This is a genomic window from Pseudomonas sp. H11T01 (assembly GCF_048515765.1).
In the GTDB taxonomy this organism is placed as follows: domain Bacteria; phylum Pseudomonadota; class Gammaproteobacteria; order Pseudomonadales; family Pseudomonadaceae; genus Aquipseudomonas.
In genome coordinates, this window is sequence record NZ_JBLYED010000014.1 from 144,043 (window position 1) to 161,027 (window position 16,985).

Annotated in this window: 16 protein-coding genes; 3 read left to right on the forward strand and 13 right to left on the reverse strand. The window is 59.2% G+C overall.

Annotation, left to right across the window (positions count from 1 at the left end):
• Positions 1-76: 76 nt before the first annotated feature.
• The 3 genes from ACN1C3_RS19705 to ACN1C3_RS19715 are packed head-to-tail and all read left to right on the forward strand — an operon-like array spanning position 77 to position 5,573.
• A complete protein-coding gene (locus ACN1C3_RS19705; protein ID WP_419117436.1) occupies positions 77-1,321 on the forward strand; it encodes an exonuclease SbcCD subunit D C-terminal domain-containing protein in 1,245 nt (414 codons plus the stop codon).
• The gene (locus ACN1C3_RS19710) at positions 1,318-4,962 is read left to right on the forward strand and encodes an AAA family ATPase (RefSeq protein WP_419117437.1); all 3,645 of its coding nucleotides are present in this window, start codon (positions 1,318-1,320) and stop codon (positions 4,960-4,962) included. The genes ACN1C3_RS19705 and ACN1C3_RS19710 overlap by 4 nt, the downstream gene beginning before the upstream one ends.
• A complete protein-coding gene (locus tag ACN1C3_RS19715) occupies positions 4,959-5,573 on the forward strand; it encodes a glutathione S-transferase (protein WP_419117438.1) in 615 nt (204 codons plus the stop codon). The genes ACN1C3_RS19710 and ACN1C3_RS19715 overlap by 4 nt, the downstream gene beginning before the upstream one ends.
• A 179-nt stretch (positions 5,574-5,752) precedes the next feature.
• Here ACN1C3_RS19715 and ACN1C3_RS19720 read toward each other — a convergent pair whose 3' ends face one another.
• The 13 genes from ACN1C3_RS19720 to moaB form a co-directional block, all read right to left on the reverse strand.
• A complete protein-coding gene (locus tag ACN1C3_RS19720) occupies positions 5,753-6,025 on the reverse strand; it encodes a hypothetical protein (RefSeq protein WP_419117439.1) in 273 nt (90 codons plus the stop codon).
• Positions 6,022-6,234 (reverse strand): hypothetical protein, encoded by a 213-nt coding sequence (locus tag ACN1C3_RS19725; RefSeq protein WP_419117440.1) that lies wholly within the window; start codon positions 6,232-6,234, stop codon positions 6,022-6,024. The genes ACN1C3_RS19720 and ACN1C3_RS19725 overlap by 4 nt, the downstream gene beginning before the upstream one ends.
• A gap of 115 nt (positions 6,235-6,349) precedes the next feature.
• Entirely contained in the window at positions 6,350-6,475 is a 126-nt protein-coding gene (locus tag ACN1C3_RS19730) for a hypothetical protein (RefSeq protein ID WP_419117441.1), read from the reverse strand.
• 211 nt (positions 6,476-6,686) lie between these two features.
• Entirely contained in the window at positions 6,687-6,866 is a 180-nt protein-coding gene (locus tag ACN1C3_RS19735; RefSeq protein ID WP_419117442.1) for a hypothetical protein, read from the reverse strand.
• A gap of 157 nt (positions 6,867-7,023) precedes the next feature.
• The gene (locus tag ACN1C3_RS19740; RefSeq protein ID WP_419117443.1) at positions 7,024-8,199 is read right to left on the reverse strand and encodes a lactonase family protein; all 1,176 of its coding nucleotides are present in this window, start codon (positions 8,197-8,199) and stop codon (positions 7,024-7,026) included.
• The gene (locus tag ACN1C3_RS19745; RefSeq protein WP_419117444.1) at positions 8,186-8,482 is read right to left on the reverse strand and encodes a DUF5629 family protein; all 297 of its coding nucleotides are present in this window, start codon (positions 8,480-8,482) and stop codon (positions 8,186-8,188) included. The genes ACN1C3_RS19740 and ACN1C3_RS19745 overlap by 14 nt, the downstream gene beginning before the upstream one ends.
• Before the next feature lie 144 nt (positions 8,483-8,626).
• Positions 8,627-11,032, reverse strand: coding sequence for an efflux RND transporter permease subunit (locus ACN1C3_RS19750; RefSeq protein ID WP_419117445.1), 2,406 nt, complete (start codon positions 11,030-11,032; stop codon positions 8,627-8,629).
• A 20-nt stretch (positions 11,033-11,052) separates the two neighbouring features.
• The gene (locus ACN1C3_RS19755; protein WP_419117446.1) at positions 11,053-12,105 is read right to left on the reverse strand and encodes a WD40/YVTN/BNR-like repeat-containing protein; all 1,053 of its coding nucleotides are present in this window, start codon (positions 12,103-12,105) and stop codon (positions 11,053-11,055) included.
• A gap of 458 nt (positions 12,106-12,563) precedes the next feature.
• On the reverse strand, positions 12,564-13,034 hold the full coding sequence (gene ubiT, locus ACN1C3_RS19760; protein ID WP_419117447.1) for a ubiquinone anaerobic biosynthesis accessory factor UbiT: 471 nt from the start codon (positions 13,032-13,034) through the stop codon (positions 12,564-12,566).
• Positions 13,028-13,918, reverse strand: coding sequence for a U32 family peptidase (locus tag ACN1C3_RS19765; protein ID WP_419117448.1), 891 nt, complete (start codon positions 13,916-13,918; stop codon positions 13,028-13,030). The genes ubiT and ACN1C3_RS19765 overlap by 7 nt, the downstream gene beginning before the upstream one ends.
• A 10-nt stretch (positions 13,919-13,928) precedes the next feature.
• A complete protein-coding gene (gene ubiU, locus ACN1C3_RS19770) occupies positions 13,929-14,924 on the reverse strand; it encodes a ubiquinone anaerobic biosynthesis protein UbiU (RefSeq protein ID WP_419117449.1) in 996 nt (331 codons plus the stop codon).
• A 131-nt stretch (positions 14,925-15,055) separates the two neighbouring features.
• Positions 15,056-16,291 (reverse strand): gephyrin-like molybdotransferase Glp, encoded by a 1,236-nt coding sequence (gene glp, locus ACN1C3_RS19775; protein ID WP_419117450.1) that lies wholly within the window; start codon positions 16,289-16,291, stop codon positions 15,056-15,058.
• The gene (gene moaB / locus ACN1C3_RS19780) at positions 16,288-16,842 is read right to left on the reverse strand and encodes a molybdenum cofactor biosynthesis protein B (RefSeq protein ID WP_419117451.1); all 555 of its coding nucleotides are present in this window, start codon (positions 16,840-16,842) and stop codon (positions 16,288-16,290) included. Before moaB ends, glp begins: the two co-directional genes overlap by 4 nt.
• Positions 16,843-16,985: the final 143 nt, after the last annotated feature.

The window sequence follows — 16,985 nt, forward strand, 5'->3', positions numbered from 1 at the left end:
TGCCAGTAAACTCTCTCCCCTTTCGCCGCTATCATTTTCCCCGCGGCTACACCTCATTTTTCAAGCGGAGTTTGCCTTGCGTCTGTTTCATACCTCCGACTGGCACCTTGGACAGAACCTGCACGGCCAGGAACGCGACTTCGAACACGCCTGCTTCCTCGACTGGCTGCTACGGCAACTGGCTCAGCACACACCCGATGTATTGCTGATCGCCGGCGACATCTTCGATACGGTCAACCCGCCGGTCAAATCCCAGGAACGCCTTTACAACTTCATCGTCAGCGCCCACGAGCAGCAGCCATTGCTGACCATCGTGATGATCGCCGGCAACCACGATTCCGGCTCACGCATCGAGTTGCCTGCGCCGTTGATGCGGCGCCTGCGCACCCATGCCCTGGGCCGGGTGTTGTGGCTCGATGACGGCCAACTGGATGCCGAACGCCTATTGATTCCCCTGCCCGACGCCAGCGGCGAAATCGCCGGCTGGTGCCTGGCGCTGCCATTTTTGCGGCCCGCCGAAGTCACTGGTGCGCATTTGGGTGATGACTACCTGCGCGGTATCGGTCAGGTCCATGAATGGCTGATCGCCGCCGCCAACGCCAAACGCAAACCGGGTCAGGCGTTGATCGCCATCAGCCACGCACACATGGCCGGCGGCTCGGTTTCGCAAGATTCCGAGCGCAGCCTGATCATCGGCAACGCCGAAGCGCTGCCCGCCAGCCTGTTCGGACCAAGCATCAGTTACGTCGCCCTCGGCCATTTGCACAAACCGCAGAAGGTCAACGGCGAGGAGCGCATTCGCTACTGCGGCTCGCCGATTCCACTGTCGTTTTCCGAGATTGGCTATCAGCATCAGATTCTCGACATCGAACTCGACGGTGAGTCCCTGCTCAGCGTCGAACCACGGCTGATCCCCCGCGCCGTCAACCTGCAACGACTGGGCCCGGCGCCGCTGGCCGACGTTTTGAGCCAATTGGCCGAACTACCCAATATCGACCTGCTGGCCGACATCCAGCGTCAACCCTGGCTGGAAGTGCGAGTGCGCCTCGACGAGCCACAGCCTGACCTGCGCCAGCAAGTGGAAACCGCGCTGCAAGGCAAAGCCGTGCGTCTGGTGCGCATCGCCGCTGAATACGCTGGCAATGGCAGCCGTGAAGGCGTCGATGGCAGTGAGCAGTTAATCGAACTGGACCAACTCACTCCCCAGGAACTGTTCAGCCGCGCCTGGCAGGAAAGCTACGGCAGCGAGGTCGATGAACAAACCCTCAATGACTTTGCCGTGCTGCTGCAAGACGTCCAGATGGAGAGCGAGCAACCATGAAGATCCTCGCGATCCGCCTGAAAAACCTCGCCTCTCTGGCCGGGCCGTTTGAAATTGACTTTACCGCCGAGCCTCTGGCCAGCGCTGGCCTGTTCGCTATTACCGGGCCGACCGGCGCCGGTAAAAGCACCTTGCTCGACGCGTTGTGCCTGGCCTTGTTTGGTGCGGTGCCACGGCTGAACAACGTTGGCCGCGAAACCAAAGTGCCGGAAGTCGATACGGAAATGCTCACCAACGACCCGCGCACCCTGCTGCGTCGCGGCACCGGCAGCGGTTTTGCCGAGGTCGATTTTGTTGGCATCGACGGCCACCGCTACCGCGCTCGTTGGGAAGCCAATCGCGCCCGCGACAAGGCCAATGGCAAGCTCCAGGGCAGTAAACAAAGCCTGCACGATCTGGACAGCACGCAACTGCTAAGCAACCAGAGCAAAAGCGAATACAAGCAACTGATCGAAGCCAAACTCGGCTTGAACTTCGAACAGTTCACCCGCGCCGTGATGCTCGCACAAAGCGAGTTCAGTGCCTTTCTGAAGGCTGACGACAAGGATCGCAGCGAGCTGCTGGAGAAGCTGACCAACACCGCTATTTACAGCCAGTTAGGCCGCCGTGCTTACAGCAAAAGCAAGGAAGCCGAAGAAGTCCACAAAGAACTGAAAGCCCAGGCCAGTGGCGTGACGCCGTTGGAGCCTGAGGCCCGAGCCGAGCTCGATCAGCGCTTTAACGACGCTCAGCAGCAACTCAAAACTCAACAAGCGCAACTCAAGCAGCTCGAACTTCAGCACACCTGGCTCAAGGACCTGCGGCAGTTACAGGATGAGCAGCACAGCGCTGCCGAACAGCTGCAACAGGCCCAGCAGCACTGGGACATTCAAGGTAATGAACGGGTCAAACTGACGCGTCTGGAACAACTGGCACCGCAGCGACATCAGTTCGCCCGGCAGACCGAGCTGAGCCTGCAACTGAGTCCGCTGAGCGCGCAGATTCAGCACCACACCCAGCAGCAAAGCGAACTGCAAAGCCGTCAGGGCCAACTGGAGCAAAGCCTGCAAGCTGCCCAGACGGCGCTGACTCAGGCACAAAGCCAACACACCACCAGCGCGCCGTTGCTGCGCCAGGCGTTTGAAGAGCAAAGCAGCCTTGCCCGCTTGACCAGGGAATCGAGCCAGAGCGAAGCGCTCAAGCAACAAGCGCAGTTGGCCTGCACTCAAGGCCAGAGCGCGATTCAAGGCTTGCTCGAGCAACAAAAACAAGTCGCCGAACGCCTGGAGCGGATTGCCAGTGCGCTTGCACACAGTGCGAATCTGGCGCCCCTCAGCGAGGCCTGGAACGCCTACCGCGATCGCTTGCAACAGCTGATGTTGATCGGCAATCGGCTGAACAAAGGCCAGGCCGAATTGCCCGAACTGGAGCAACGTGCAGTCCGCGCGGCGCAACAACTCACCGAACAACGCAACCACCTTGAGCTGCTGTACCGCGAAGCCGGTGCCGAACCTGAAGCGGTGGCCGAGCAAATCCAGATCCTCGGCAGTCTGTTGCAGGACAACCGCAAACAGCAGCGAGCGTTCGAAGAGCTTGCACGCCTGTGGGCCAGTCAGCAGGAACTGGACAAGCGTTCGCTGGAGCTTACGCAAAAACAGCACACAGCCCAGCAGCAGCGAGACGAGTTCAACCGTAAGGGAATCCAGGCCAAAGCCGAGCTGACCGTCGCCGAGCAAACCCTGACCGTCACCCGGCAACTGCTGGAACGCCAGCGTCTGGCCCGCAGCGCCAGCGTCGAAGAACTGCGTGAGCAACTGCAAGACGACCAGCCGTGCCCGGTCTGTGGCAGTCACGAGCATCCGTATCATCAGCCCGAAGCACTTCTGCAGAGTCTGGGCCGACATGATGAAAGCGAAGAAGCCAACGCCCAGAAAGCCGTGGACACACTGAAGGAACAACTGGCGGATCTGCGCACTGAGTTGGGCGGGTTGATCGCTCAGCAGAAGGAATTCCTGCAACAACAAGAGCTGCTTGCGACCCAGCAGCAAGCCCTCGCCCCTAGCCTTGAGGCCCATCCGTTGTCAGCACCCTTGCTGGAACAGGACGCCGCCAAGCGGGACGGTTGGCTGAGCCAGCAATTGAGTCAGCTGAGCCAGAACATCGCCCAGGATGAGCAACGGCAAACGGCCTTGCTCGCCTTGCAGCAAGACGCCGCGCGCCTGCAGCAGCAACTGCACGCCACCACCCAAGCCAGTCAAGAAGCCGCGCAACATCTGGCCAATCAGCAGCGCGAGCTGGCCGGTGATCGCCAGCGTCTTGAAGAAGAACTGTCGGCGTTCACCACCCTGCTCCCGGCCGAAACCCTCGAAGGTTTGCGCAGCGAGCCTGCCGCGACCTTTATGCAACTCGATCAGCGCATCGCCCAGCGTCTCGAACAACTCGAGCAGCAGCGCGATGAACGCACCGAACAGCAACAACGTCAGCAGACCCTGGAGAAGGAACAGGATCGGCAACAGACTCGCGTGCAGCAGTTCGAGGCCGCGCAACAGCAATTCGCTGCCCTCGCCGATCAGCAGCAAGCCTGTCAGCAGAAACTGCTTCAGCTACTGGGGGAACACGCCAGCGCCGAGCAATGGCAGCAGCAACTGGATCAAGCCGTCGAACAGGCCCGCAACGCGCAAGCAGCGGCCAACCAGGCACTGCAAGAGACCCGTAGCCAACTGATCCAGCTCGACGCCGATCTAAAAGCCAGGCAAGAACGCCTGAACGCCCTTGAGCTGGAAGATTTTGAGCTGAGCAGCAAGATTTCTGACTGGCGCCAACTGCACCCTGAGCTGGACGACGGCGGCCTGGAACAGCTGTTGGCCTTTGACGACGAGCAGGTCAGCCAGCTTCGCCAACAGTTGCAACACAGCGAAAAAGCCATCGAGCAGGCCAAGGTGCTGCTGCACGAACGCGAACAGCGTCTGCACAACCACCAGGCGCAACACAATGGCAATCTCGATGCCGAGCAACTGGCCAGCGCCCTGAGCGAACTGCAAAGCCAATTCGCCGCCAGTGAACAGCTCAGCGCCGAACTGCGGGCCGAACAGGCCGAAGACCAACGTCGCCAGAATGCCAATCAGGCGCTGGCGCAACGCATCGCCGAGGCCTATAGCGAGTGGCAGCGCTGGGCACGGCTGAACGCTTTGATCGGTTCCGCCACCGGCGACACCTTCCGCAAGATCGCTCAGGCCTACAATCTTGATCTGCTGGTGCATCATGCTAACGCGCAACTGCGGCAACTGGTGCGCCGCTATCGCCTCAAGCGCGGCGGCAGCATGCTCGGTTTATTGGTGATGGATACGGAAATGGGTGACGAGCTGCGCTCGGTGCATTCGTTGTCCGGCGGCGAGACGTTCCTGGTGTCCCTGGCGCTCGCCCTGGGCCTGGCGTCGATGGCCTCCAGCACGCTGAAAATCGAATCGCTGTTTATCGATGAAGGATTCGGCAGTCTTGATCCGGAGTCGCTGCAACTGGCGATGGACGCCCTCGACGGCCTGCAGGCCCAAGGACGCAAAGTCGCGGTGATTTCCCACGTGCAGGAAATGCACGAACGGATTCCGGTGCAGATCCAGGTCCGCCGCTTGGGCAACGGCCTGAGCACACTGGAGGTGAAATGAGTACGGCGACACTCTACTCCTTCCGCCGCTGCCCTTATGCCATGCGTGCGCGCATGGCCCTGCGTTATTCAGGGGTTGTGCTGAACATTGTCGAGGTCAGCCTGAAAGCCAAGCCGGCCGAAATGCTCGCGTTGTCGAACAAAGGGACAGTGCCGGTGTTGGACGTTGAGGGTCGGGTCATCGACGAAAGCCTGGAGATCATGCACTGGGCACTGGAACAGAACGATCCGCAGGATTGGTTGCTCAAGGACAATCCTTCGGCACAGCAACTGAGCGCGGCGCTGATCGAAGAAAACGATCAGCTGTTCAAGGTGCATTTGGATCGCTACAAGTACGCCGATCGCTATCCGGAACAGCCGATGGAGCATTACCGCGCCCAAGGCGCCGTTTTCTTAGAGAAGCTCAATGAGCTGTTGCAGGAACATACGCACTTGGCGGCTGATCACCTGAGCCTGGCGGACATCGCCGTGGCGCCATTCGTACGGCAATTTGCTCATGTCGATCAGAACTGGTTCGCACAGACGCCGTATCGGCATCTGCAGGCGTGGTTGCAGCGGTTTCTGGAGTCGGGGTTGTTTGTGGGGGTGATGACTAAAGCAGCGCCGATCTAGCAGTGAACACACTCTATTGTGGCGAGGGAGCTTGCTCCCGCTGGGCAGCGAAGCGGCCCTAAAATCGGCAACCGTATTTCTTCAGGCAGAATGAGTCAGCTGGATTTGCGACTGCTTCGCAGCCGAGCGGGAGCAAGCTCCCTCGCCACAGGTACGATGCTCGCCTCCAAGTTTCATTCTTAAGCCACCATCGGCTCGGCGAACACACTGCACATCTGCAACGCCGAGCAATCCACTTTGAACGGCCCCAAAAGCGCAGCCTTCGGTTTGATGGGTGGATTACCTGCCAGCAACCCCAATGCCTTGGCGGTTTGAATGTTGTGAGCAATGTTGTGATTGCATTCGATAGCCCGCGCCAGCGAACCGGCCGAACCCTGCCCCACCCCTAACAATGAAGAGCCATTGGTCAAAAACGCCAGGAAGGCGATGACCCAGAGTCTATGCCCTTTCATTGCCCCACCAATCCCGCAATGTCTGCGTGTTCGGCAGTGATGCTCTGTGCGTGGTGTTCGAATTGAACGCCTGGGTATGCCACTTGGATAGGCGGTTCGATGGAGCGCTGAGTCTGGCCAGACAAGGTGACCATAAGGATCATGGCCACGTACAAACCGATGGCGACGTAAGCACCGTGTTTGGCAGAGGTAAGAAGTGTGCTGGCCATGGGATTCTCCGTGGGCATGTTTCAGTGCCCACAGAATCGATCAAAAAACCAAGAATGAATAGCGACCTTTGTGCATAGTAACTATCAGCTTTGTTGATCTTAAATCCAGCGTGTTTTAGTCCTGCAGCACGCTCATCAATCGCTCGCGCGCAGCATCAGGCTCGTCTGGAACAGGCTGGGCAGCCGACAAGATAGGGGTGGAATAGAGGAACAGAAGAACCACTGCCAGACGCATAACCATGCTGTCGATCCCTTGGAGAGACTGAGTCAATAAATTAGCGTCAAATTTAAACACATGGCTATATGATATTACCAAAGGAATTTGTACCGACCGGCCACTGCTGTCGCAAACGGTTTATGCAGGAGCGACATCACTTTGACGGCTGCCGACAAAAAATCGCCGATCAGAGCAAGTGACTTCGCTCCTGCATAAATTCTTTCGTACGCAGATTTCAGTGTTGGATCTTGTGATCCAGTGCAGCGTAGAAGTTGGCGCTTTGTTGCAGGTATTTCTGGGTGTAGGTGTGGGTGCTGGATTTTTTCTCGCCGATTGAGACGTTGGCACTGGCTGGCAAAGCCACGGTAGCCGAGATAGCGGAAGCAGCGATGACGGAGAAGAGATTGAAGTTCATGGCGTTAACCCTCGTAAATTCAGTTGGCTTGCTTGCCTGTGTAGGCCGTGAAGCAAACTTACGCCCGAGGGTCGGCGCGTTGAAATTCTTTGCAGCAGTAGCGAATATCAGCGTCATTAATAGAAGTACGCAGGCCCCGTCATCCGGGGCCTGCGGCTTATTGACGCAGCAAGAACTTGATATCGCTGGGGGAGTCGAACGGTAGTTTTTGTACGGTTTTGCCTAACAAACCCGTCTTGGCATCGCGCTCAAGCACCACAATCTGGTTGCTTTTCTGGTTGCCGATCAACAGGAATTTGCCACTCGGATCAAGACTGAATTCCCGTGGATGATCGCCTTCCACCGAACGGCGCTGGATCTCTTTGAGCTCACCTGTTGCAGGATCAATGGCAAACACCAGCAACTGATTGGCGGTGCCACGGTTGCTGACGTAGAGGAACTTGCCGTCCTGCGAGGCATGCAGCGCACCTGCGGCCTTCTCTTCCTTGGGTTTGTCGGCGGCAAGTTCGACCATCTGCCGCTGCACAAGCTTGCCCGCCTGGTAGTCAAATACCGCGACTTGCGCACTCATTTCCATGGTCAACCAGGCATGCTTGCCATCACCGCTGAACAGCAGATGTCGCGGGCCGCTGCCCGGCGGCAACTGCACCGAAGCCGCAGTGGCGGCGGTCAACGGCAGCTCAGGATTGGCTTTGGGGTCGTAGCGGTAGACAAAGACCTTGTCCGCCCCCAGGTCGCTGGAAAACACGTACTGGCCGTCCGGCGATGACACCGTCGAATGCACATGGGCTGACATCTGCCGTTCAGGATTGACCCGGCTGGACGGATGGCTGCTCAGTTGCACTGGCGGCGCCAGCTTGCCATCTGCTGCCACTGGCAATACCGCGAGGCTGCCGCCTGGGTCTTGCGCCACCGAATAGTTGCTGACGAACAAGTAGCGCCCGTCAGAGCTCAGGCTGGAATGAGTCGGTTCATTGCCAAGGGACTGGACCTGATTGATCAGGCTCAGCTCATGACTCTTCGGGTCAATGGAAAAGCTGCTGACACGGCCGACCGGATCGACCTGACCCGGACCGTTTTCGTTGACCACAAACAGTCGCCGCTGATCCCTGGACAGGGTCAGCCACGACGGGTTGGCGCTCTTCACCACCTGCAACGGTTTGGGGTCGAGCTGACCGGTGCGGCTGTCGAACTGTAGACGATAGAGGCCCTGACTCTGGCCCTGCGTGTAGGAGCCGACCAACAGCTCGTAGCTATCGACCGGCGCCGCCTGCACAGACATCGCCCCCACACTGCCAGCCACCAGCAATGGCCAGAAGTTACGCATCCTCATGCTCGTCATCCTCTTCGTCACCGCCGCTGAATGCACTCATGCACACCAGCCGGTGCTCGCCGGAATCGCCGGTGATGGTCCAGCTCTGCAGGGTTTCATCGAAGGTCGCGGCTTGCACCTGGGCCATACTGAAAACCCAGCGTTTGGCTGCCCGGCCGTCCATGCATTCGATGTGTAGTTGATCCTCTTCGTCGAGAGAGAAATCAAAGGCATGCAGCCCGTCAATTTCCAGCATGTCGCAGGTTTCGAGGACGGTGAGCAAGGAATCGGTAGCGGCAGTCATGGCGATCAATCATCAATTGGAAAGTGGCAATGATAGCCCATCAGAGTCCTGTGGGAGCGGGCTTGCTCCCACAGGGTTAGTGTGAATTTTCAGATATAAAAAAGCCGCAACCCAAGGTTGCGGCTTTTTCGTTTCAACTAACCCTTAATGGGCAAACAACGAATTACCCTTCTGCCCGGCCAGTTTTTCCGGCTTGATCAAGAACCGCGCCAGCGCTGGCAACAGCCACAACGCGCCGAACATGTTCCACAGCAGCATGAAGGTCAGCATCAGGCCCATGTCAGCCTGGAACTTGATCGCCGAGAAGATCCAGGTGCAGACGCCGATGGCCAGGCACAGACCGGTGAACAGCACCGCTTTACCGGTGGATTTCAGGGTCTGGTAATAGGCTTCTTGCAGTGGCAGACCGGCGCGCAGGAAGCTTTCGAGGCGGCTGTAAATGTAGATGCCGTAGTCGACACCAATCCCCACACCCAGCGCTACCACCGGCAAGGTCGCGACTTTCACACCAATACCCATGAAGGCCATCAGGGCGTTACCGAGTACCGAGGTCAGCACCAGCGGCAGCACAATACACAAGGTTGCCGCCCATGAACGGAAGGTGATCATGCACATGGTCGCCACACAGATGTACACCAGGACCAGGATGGTCAGCTCCGACTCCTTGATCACTTCGTTGGTGGCGGCTTCGATCCCGGCATTACCGGCCGCGAGGATGAATTCCAGGCCGTCCTTGTTGTTCTCCTTGGCGAACTCCTGCACCGCATGCACCGCGCGATCAAGGGTTGCAGCCTTGTGGTCGTTGAGGAACACCAGTACCGGCGCCAGCGAGCAACTGTTGTTGTACAGGCCATCAGCACGGGCTATGGAGTTGTTCAACACATCCGGGTTGCGCGACAGGGTTTCCCATTTCAGGTTGCCCTCGTTCATGCCCTTGATCATCTGCTTGGAGACTGTCACCAGGGAAATCGCCGACTGCACGCCCTCGGTGTTCTGCATCTTCCACATCAACTCATCGATCGGCGCCATGGCGGCGTAACGCGAGCAGCCTTCCGGGGCGGTCTTGACCATCACCACCAGTACATCGGAGCTGGTGGAGTAGTTGCTGATGATGAAATTGTTGTCCTTGTTGTAGCGCGAATCAGGACGCAGCTCCGGCGCGCCTTGATCGAGGTCGCCGATTTTCAGGTTCTGGCTGTACCAGAGACCGCCACCGAAAGCCAACAAGGCCAGGGCGATCGACACAGGTGCAACTTTCGGGCTGGCAAAGTTCGACAGCAAGCGCCAGAACGGATGCTCGCGCACTGCGTCTTTCTTGCTGCGGTCGACAGCGCGCTTGCTGATGCCGACGTAGGAAATCGCTACCGGCAACAGGATCAGGTTGGTGAACACAATCACCGCCACACCGATGGACGCGCCGATGGCCAATTCGCGAATCACGCCGATGTCGATGATCAACAAGGTGATGAAGCCCACCGCATCCGCCAGAATCGCGATCATCCCCGGCAGGAACAATTGCCGGAACGTTCGCCGCGCTGCGGTCAGGGCGTTGTCGGCCCCACTGGACTGCAAGGCGATACCGTTGATCTTTTGTACGCCGTGGGAAATACCGATGGCGAAGATCAGGAACGGCACCAGCATCGAATACGGGTCCAACCCGAAACCGAAGGCGTGCATCAACCCGAGTTGCCAGACAACCGCCACCAGCGTGGTACTCAACACCGCGACGGTGCTGCGCATACAGTTGGTGAACCAGTACAGCAACACCAGGGTGATAATGAAGGCGACGCCGAAGAACATCACCACCATGATCAGGCCATCAATCAGGTCGCCGACTTTCTTGGCAAAACCGACGATGTGGATCTGCACATTGGGGTTTTGCGCTTCGAACTTGTTGCGGATCTTGTCCTCAAGCTCGTGGGAGAACTTCTGGTAATCCAGCGCGAGCAACTTGCCCTGGTCTTGCGGGTCCGGGTAGGACTCCAACAACGGAATATCGACGATGCTGGATTTGAAATCGTTGGACACCAGACGACCGACCTGACCGGACTTGAGCACGTTGTTACGCAACAGATCGAGGCTGTCGGCCGAGCCGTTGTAGCTCTGCGGAATCACCTCACCACCGGCGAAACCTTCCTCGGTCACTTCAGTCCAGCGAACGCTGGGGCTCCACAGCGACTTGAGACCGGAACGGTCAACGCCAGAGATGTAGAACACCTCGTCGTTAATCTGCCGCAGGGTCTCCATGTACTCCTTGGAGAAAATGTCGCCATCGGTGGCTTCCACCGAGATCCGCACGGTGTTGCCCAGGTTGGCCAGATCGTTGCGGTGCTCAAGCATCTTCTCGATGAAGGGGTGCTTGAGCGGAATCATTTTTTCGAAACTGGTGGACGGCCGGATCAGCGTCGCCTGCCAGAACAGGAACGCGCTGACCAGCAGGCAGATGACGATCACTGCCGGGCGGTTGTTGAAAATCAGGCGTTCGAGGAACGTTGCCTTGTCCTGGTGATGACTGCTTACGGAAATCTTGCTTTGGTGTTGAATGTTCATGGAAATCCCCCGCCTTCTTATTATTTGCCCAGCTCAGCGCCGGTTGGCGTGGTGGCGCGAACACCGCCCTGTCCCACCAGAATCAAGTTGCCATTGCCCGCTGCCGTGACCGCCGACAAGGAAATGCGGTCCGGTCGATTGAATACGCTGAAGGTCAAACCATCGTCGGTGCTGCGCACCACGCTGCCGCCGTTGCCGACGATGACCAGTGACCCGTCATCGAGCAATGTCGCGCCGGACAGGCCGAATTCGAGTGCACCACGGGCGGCTTTCAGCTCAACCGGCTCCCAGGTACTGCCAAAGTCAGTAGAGCGGAACAGATTGCCGCGTAAACCGTAAGCCAGCAGCGTGCCGGGCTGGCGGGTACCGATCACACCAAACAGCGATCCCTGATACGGTCCTTCAAGGCGCTCCCAGGTTTGTCCCCAATCGGCGGAGCGGAACATGCTGCCCTGCTCACCAACGATGAACAGACCGGAATCCTTGACTGCGGCGATGGCGTTGAGGTGGTACTGGTCTTCGTTGTCCAGGCGATCGCTGGCGTTTTCCCAGTGCTTGCCGCCGTCGGTGGTTTCCAGCAATGCGCCATAAGCGCCCACGGCAAAGCCGTTGCTGGCGTCCTTGAACCAGACGTCGAGCAGCGGTGCTTCGCGTTTCAAGTCTTCGAATTGCTTGGTCCAGGTCGCGCCGCCGTCTTCACTGGCGAGAATTTGTGCGTCATGCCCGACCGCCCAGCCATGCTGGTCATCGACAAAGAACACCGCGGTCAGCAACTGTCGAGTCGGCACTTTGGCCTGGGTCCAGGTTTTACCCTGGTCATCGGAATAGAGAATATGACCGCGATCACCCACAGCCACCAGGCGCGCGCCGGCAGGTACGACGTCGAGCATCAGGCCTTTGGCGGATTTTGCGGATTCAATCGAATAGACAGTGTCAACCGCTGCCGTGGCTGCGGCCTGGACGGGTGCCGACAACGCAGCAACACCCAACAGCGAGAGCGCTGTAGCCAGCAACGCGAATCTGCGTAACGCCGGCGGGCGGCAAAAACCCACACCCATGACAGGCTCACTCATAGACCTTTCCCCCATTATTATTGTTAGGTCATTCAACCTTTCAGGGCGCCGTACAGGGCGTTTTTTCTGATTTGCCGTTTCGGATCGTTGTCCTGAAACCAGCAATCTAGAGCCCCTTCTGAAGCTGGCCTATCCTATCCAGCTTTAGAAAGGTCTGACAATCGACGCCACGTTATCTTTTGTTAACCTGGGGCTTTGGAGGAGTGTCTGAATGGCGAGACATTCGTTGGCATGATGAATGAGGGCCATGTGATGGCCTTTATCAAGGAGGTGGGGGGCGGCGTAACCTTACGACTTCTTTGTCTTGTCCGAGTACCTATCCATTTCTGCGGTAATGAATATGTACACCAGCAAGAGACAGGCCGGCTGTGAGGCCGCTATCGTCGGAACGCCGCCCGGACCAATCGAGCGTCGACCGGCTCGCTCCTACAGTGCGTCGGTCACAGCAACGCAGATTCTCACCCCGCCGCCAACCCCTTCCCGGCCCGCTCCAGATTGCGCCACAACCAAACAGGCAATACATCAGGATCAAGACTGTCGATCAGGTTCTTCAGCGCCAGCCCCAGTTCGGTATCACCCTCAATAACCAGACGCCTGCGGAAGAACAGCGTGTCCGGGTCTTCCTGACGGCTGGCCAGGAGTAAAAACTCTCGCCAGTTGCCGCTGATGGTCACGTGCGCCTGAGCCCGTTCGGCAATCTGCAATCCACCGCGACCCAGGGTCAGGTACCAGGACAAACCCAGGTCCGGGATCCGCAGGCACAGCCAGCGACCACGCAACAGGTCGAATCCACCGTCGCGCAGCGGCTCGGCGAGGCAGCGATTGAGCGCTTGCTGTAACGCCACGCGCTGCACGACAAAGGGCACCCGCCGCACTAGCGGCAGCAACCGGTCAGCACCTTTCAACAGCCACTTTTTTCGGTTCAACACAGGCCGACCTCCTCGACGCGCAACATGCCGGCCTGGCCATGCCAGTAACCATTGCAGCCTTCGACGAACAGCGGCGGCGTCTCGCCCAGGCGGACCCGTTGATAGGCTGCAACCACCTCGGCCATGCCCTGAGCACGCGGGCTCAGGCGCAACATATCGGCGCCGCAGGCCACCAGCCCGGAATAATCCGCCAGCAGATTGGTCACTTCGGCCGACATTGTTTGAATGCCGTTGAGGGTGAACAGCGGCTGACCTTCCTGACTCGTCAGGGCCAGGCCGTCGGGGTAGTTGATACAGCAAAACTGGCAGTCGTCCTTGGGACGATTTTCCGCCCGGGCGGTGAAGCAACGCGCGGAATAGGCCAAAGGCAAATGCCCATAAGCGAAAATTTCAACTTCCGGTACCTCACGCCCTAACTCGCGCACCTGCTCGATCACATCGCCAATCAGCGCCGCCGAACACTCCACTGGCGGCACCCAGCGGGTCATTCCGCAATCGAGTAGTTGCGCCAGCGTATGGCCGTTGTACAGATTGAGGGCCGGGCCCGCGACAAAAGGCAATTTACGTTCGGCCAGAAACTGCACCGCCCCCATGTCGTTGGCCTCCACCAGCAATTCGCCGTTGTCGCACAGGCGGCGCAGGCTGGAGAGTTCGGACGCCGCTTCGATCAGCGTCAGGCTGGAAAGCACCAGCTGCGCCTGAGTGCACTCCTGCAGCTCGCGACCCAGGCCAAGCCACTGATCCAATGAGAATGCCCGGCGTTTCGAACACACGGTTTCCCCCAGATAAATCACATCCAGGGGCAAGGTCGACATTTCGGCGTAAAAGTTGCTGAGTTGCTCTTTGTCCCAGTAAAACAGGACCGGTCCCAGGCTGAGTTTCATGTCCCGTCCCTCATTGCCATGATCGATGATAGGCACCCAAGGTGGTCTGGCTGCCTTCGGATAAACCGGCCAACACCCGACGCCATTCATCCTTGACCCGAAAGGTGCCCGGCGAGCCGCGATGGGCATCCAGCGCGGCGCGCCAGACGCGGGTGACTTGTTCCACATAGGCCGGGCTGCGTTGGCGGCCTTCGATTTTTACCGCTTCGACACCGATGGCCGCCAACTCCGGCAGCAGGTCCAGGGTGTCGAGGCTGGTGGGTTCCTCCAGCGCATGGAAACGCTTGCCACCCACCAGGAAACGGCCTTTGCACAAGGTCGGATATCCGGCCGGTTCATCAGGGGTATAGCGGTCGATCAAGACCTCACTGAGCCGCGCACTCAAGCCTTGGGCGTCTTCGCTCCAGCGTACCGCCTTGGCCGGCGAACAGACGCCGCACAGGTTCGGCGATTCGCCGGTGATATAGGAAGAGAGATGGCAACGCCCTTCGGCCATGATGCACAAGCTGCCGAAACCGAACACTTCAATGGGCACCGGACTGCTGGCCGCGACCTGACGCACTTGCGCCAACGACAACACCCTAGGCAAAACGGCACGACGAATACCGTAGCGCTGCGCATAGAACGCCAGCGCAGCGGCATGGGTCGCAGAACCCTGGACGGACAAGTGCAACGCCAGTTGCGGGTGACGCTGACTGGCGTAGTTGAGCACCCCGAGGTCGGCGGCGATCAGCGCATCCACGCCCAAATCGGCAGCACGATCCACCGCCCGCTGCCAGCGCTCCCAGCCTTTGGGCTGAGGGTAGGTGTTGACTGCCACATAGAGCTTGCGTTGATGTTGGCGAATGAATGAGACCGCGGCGTCGAACTGTTTGTCGTCCATATTCAAGCCCGCGAAATGCCGGGCATTGGTGTCATCACGAAAGCCGACGTAGACGGCGTCGGCGCCTTGGCGCACGGCCGCTTTTAGCGCAGGCAGGTTCCCTGCCGGGCAGACCAGTTGCATGGGTAATCCTCATGAAAGAACTCGTCGCGACCATCGGCTGATACCTGTCGCGCGCAGGTTCAGAGCGATCGAAAATGCGCTGCCAGTCTAGCGAGACCGGCAGCCACGACCTTGACGGCAATCAATTGCCATCACTGCATCAGGTCGGCAAAGGACAGGAACATGACGGTGTCGTGCTTGAGCACTTGCTGCTCGCACTCCACCACCGCAAGCCCATCGGCCCAGCAGGCGGCGGTCAACATGGCAGAGCTTTGCTGCGGGTGCAGCTCGACGCTCAATTGCCCGTTGGGGCCGGGGCTCAGTTTTGCCCGCAGGTACTGCCGGCGCTTGTTGCGTTGCAGCCAATCGAACCCGGCCGCGACAGCCAATGGCATCGGTAGCACCTCGCGCACACCCTGTGCCCTGAGCAGGAACGGACGCACCACCACCAACGCGGTAATCAGCGCCGCCGATGGATTGCCCGGCATGCCGATCCAGGGTTTGCCAGCCACGTTCCCAAAGGCTAGCGGTTTACCCGGCTGGATGGCCAGCCGCCAAAAATCAACGCTGCCGAGTTCCTCGATCGCCTGTTTGAGATGGTCTTCCTCGCCCACCGACACACCGCCCGAAGTCAGCAGCAAATCGCATTCCGAAGACGCCAGGATCAAGGCATCGCGGCTGGCCGCCAACTCATCGGCCATAACCCCGTAGTCATGCACCTCGACGCCCCAACCGCGCAACAACGCGGCGAGGCAGTAACGATTGCTGTTGTAAATCTGCCCCGGCGCCAACGAATCACCCGGTTCACGCAGTTCATCGCCACTGCTGAGCAAGCAAACCTGCAAAGGCCGATAGACCTCGACCCGCGCCACGCCAGCACCGGCCAACAGCCCCAACTCTTGTGCGCGCAAGCGCTTACCTGCCTTGAGCAACAGATGCCCACGGCGCACTTCTTCGCCCTCCTTGCGCACGTGGTCGCCAACGCTTACCGGCGGGAACCAGACGTGCTCGCACTCGACCCGGCAACGTTCTTGCGGCACCACGGTATCGGCACCCGGCGGCAGCGGTGCACCGGTAAAGATCCGCACCGCCGTTTGCGGCAACAATGGCGAGCTGTCGCCGGCCCCCGCCGCGATCCGGCCCACCACCGACAAGTAACCGCCCGCCAGTGGCAGGTCAGCCGCCCTGAGGGCGTAGCCGTCCATGGCACTGTTGTCCCAGGCAGGCAGGTTCACCGGGGAATGAATATCCGCCGCCAACACCCGCCCCAAGGCTTGCTCCAGAGGGATCTTTTGCGACGGTGGGGGCGGCGGTGCCTGGTTCAGCAGTCGGGCGATGGCCTCGTCCACGGGCATCAGCTTGCCGCTGTCGCACACCGAGCCGGTCATGAGCGTGACTCGCAGGCATCAATGACCTGCTGCGCCTGCGGCTTCAAATGCGGAGCGAAATTACATGGGCCGGTGCGACTGTCCAATTGTTCCAGCAGGATCTTGTTCCAGGCCGTTCGACACGCGCCCGGCGAACCCGGTACGCAGCACACCAGCACCCCATTGCTCATCCCCGCCAATGCCCGGGACTGCAAACTGGACATACCGATTTCCGCCAGAGACACCTGACGGAACAGTTCACCGAAGCCTTCCACATGTTTGTCCAGCAACGGCAGGACCGCTTGCGGCGTGTTGTCGCGAGGGGTGAATCCGGTGCCGCCGGTCATCAGTACCACTTGCACTTGAGGGTCGGCGATCCAGTGGGAGAGTTTTGCGCGGATCTGATAAATGTCGTCCTTGACCAGATCGCGGTCGATCAACACATGCCCGGCGGTTTGCAGCAAATCCGTCAGTGTTTGTCCCGAGGTGTCGGTATCGAAGGTTCGCGTATCGCTGATGGTCAGCACGGCAATGTTCAGCGGTTGAAAAATACGTTGCGCCAGATGGGCCATATCCAAGCCTTCCTGTAGATAAAGGTATGGCCCAGCCTGAACCGGAATGTAGACCGAGCCTATTCCTCCAAGGAGGTACCTCGACGGGGCAATTGGGGAAATAACCGTAGCAGCTGCCGAGCCTGCGAGGCTGCGTTCGGCTG

What these genes read in the sequence shown, in the direction of transcription:
- ACN1C3_RS19710 (WP_419117437.1), top strand. Translation starts at nt 1,318, where the DNA reads ATGAAGATCCTCGCGATCCGCCTGAAAAACCTCGCCTCTCTGGCCGGG.
- ACN1C3_RS19715 (WP_419117438.1), top strand. Translation starts at nt 4,959, where the DNA reads ATGAGTACGGCGACACTCTACTCCTTCCGCCGCTGCCCTTATGCCATG.
- ACN1C3_RS19720 (WP_419117439.1), bottom strand. Translation starts at nt 6,025, where the DNA reads ATGAAAGGGCATAGACTCTGGGTCATCGCCTTCCTGGCGTTTTTGACC.
- ACN1C3_RS19725 (WP_419117440.1), bottom strand. Translation starts at nt 6,234, where the DNA reads ATGGCCAGCACACTTCTTACCTCTGCCAAACACGGTGCTTACGTCGCC.
- ACN1C3_RS19730 (WP_419117441.1), bottom strand. Translation starts at nt 6,475, where the DNA reads ATGGTTATGCGTCTGGCAGTGGTTCTTCTGTTCCTCTATTCCACCCCT.
- ACN1C3_RS19735 (WP_419117442.1), bottom strand. Translation starts at nt 6,866, where the DNA reads ATGAACTTCAATCTCTTCTCCGTCATCGCTGCTTCCGCTATCTCGGCT.
- ACN1C3_RS19740 (WP_419117443.1), bottom strand. Translation starts at nt 8,199, where the DNA reads ATGAGGATGCGTAACTTCTGGCCATTGCTGGTGGCTGGCAGTGTGGGG.
- ACN1C3_RS19745 (WP_419117444.1), bottom strand. Translation starts at nt 8,482, where the DNA reads ATGACTGCCGCTACCGATTCCTTGCTCACCGTCCTCGAAACCTGCGAC.
- ACN1C3_RS19750 (WP_419117445.1), bottom strand. Translation starts at nt 11,032, where the DNA reads ATGAACATTCAACACCAAAGCAAGATTTCCGTAAGCAGTCATCACCAG.
- ACN1C3_RS19755 (WP_419117446.1), bottom strand. Translation starts at nt 12,105, where the DNA reads ATGAGTGAGCCTGTCATGGGTGTGGGTTTTTGCCGCCCGCCGGCGTTA.
- ACN1C3_RS19765 (WP_419117448.1), bottom strand. Translation starts at nt 13,918, where the DNA reads ATGAAACTCAGCCTGGGACCGGTCCTGTTTTACTGGGACAAAGAGCAA.
- ubiU (WP_419117449.1), bottom strand. Translation starts at nt 14,924, where the DNA reads ATGCAACTGGTCTGCCCGGCAGGGAACCTGCCTGCGCTAAAAGCGGCC.
- glp (WP_419117450.1), bottom strand. Translation starts at nt 16,291, where the DNA reads ATGACCGGCTCGGTGTGCGACAGCGGCAAGCTGATGCCCGTGGACGAG.
- moaB (WP_419117451.1), bottom strand. Translation starts at nt 16,842, where the DNA reads ATGGCCCATCTGGCGCAACGTATTTTTCAACCGCTGAACATTGCCGTG.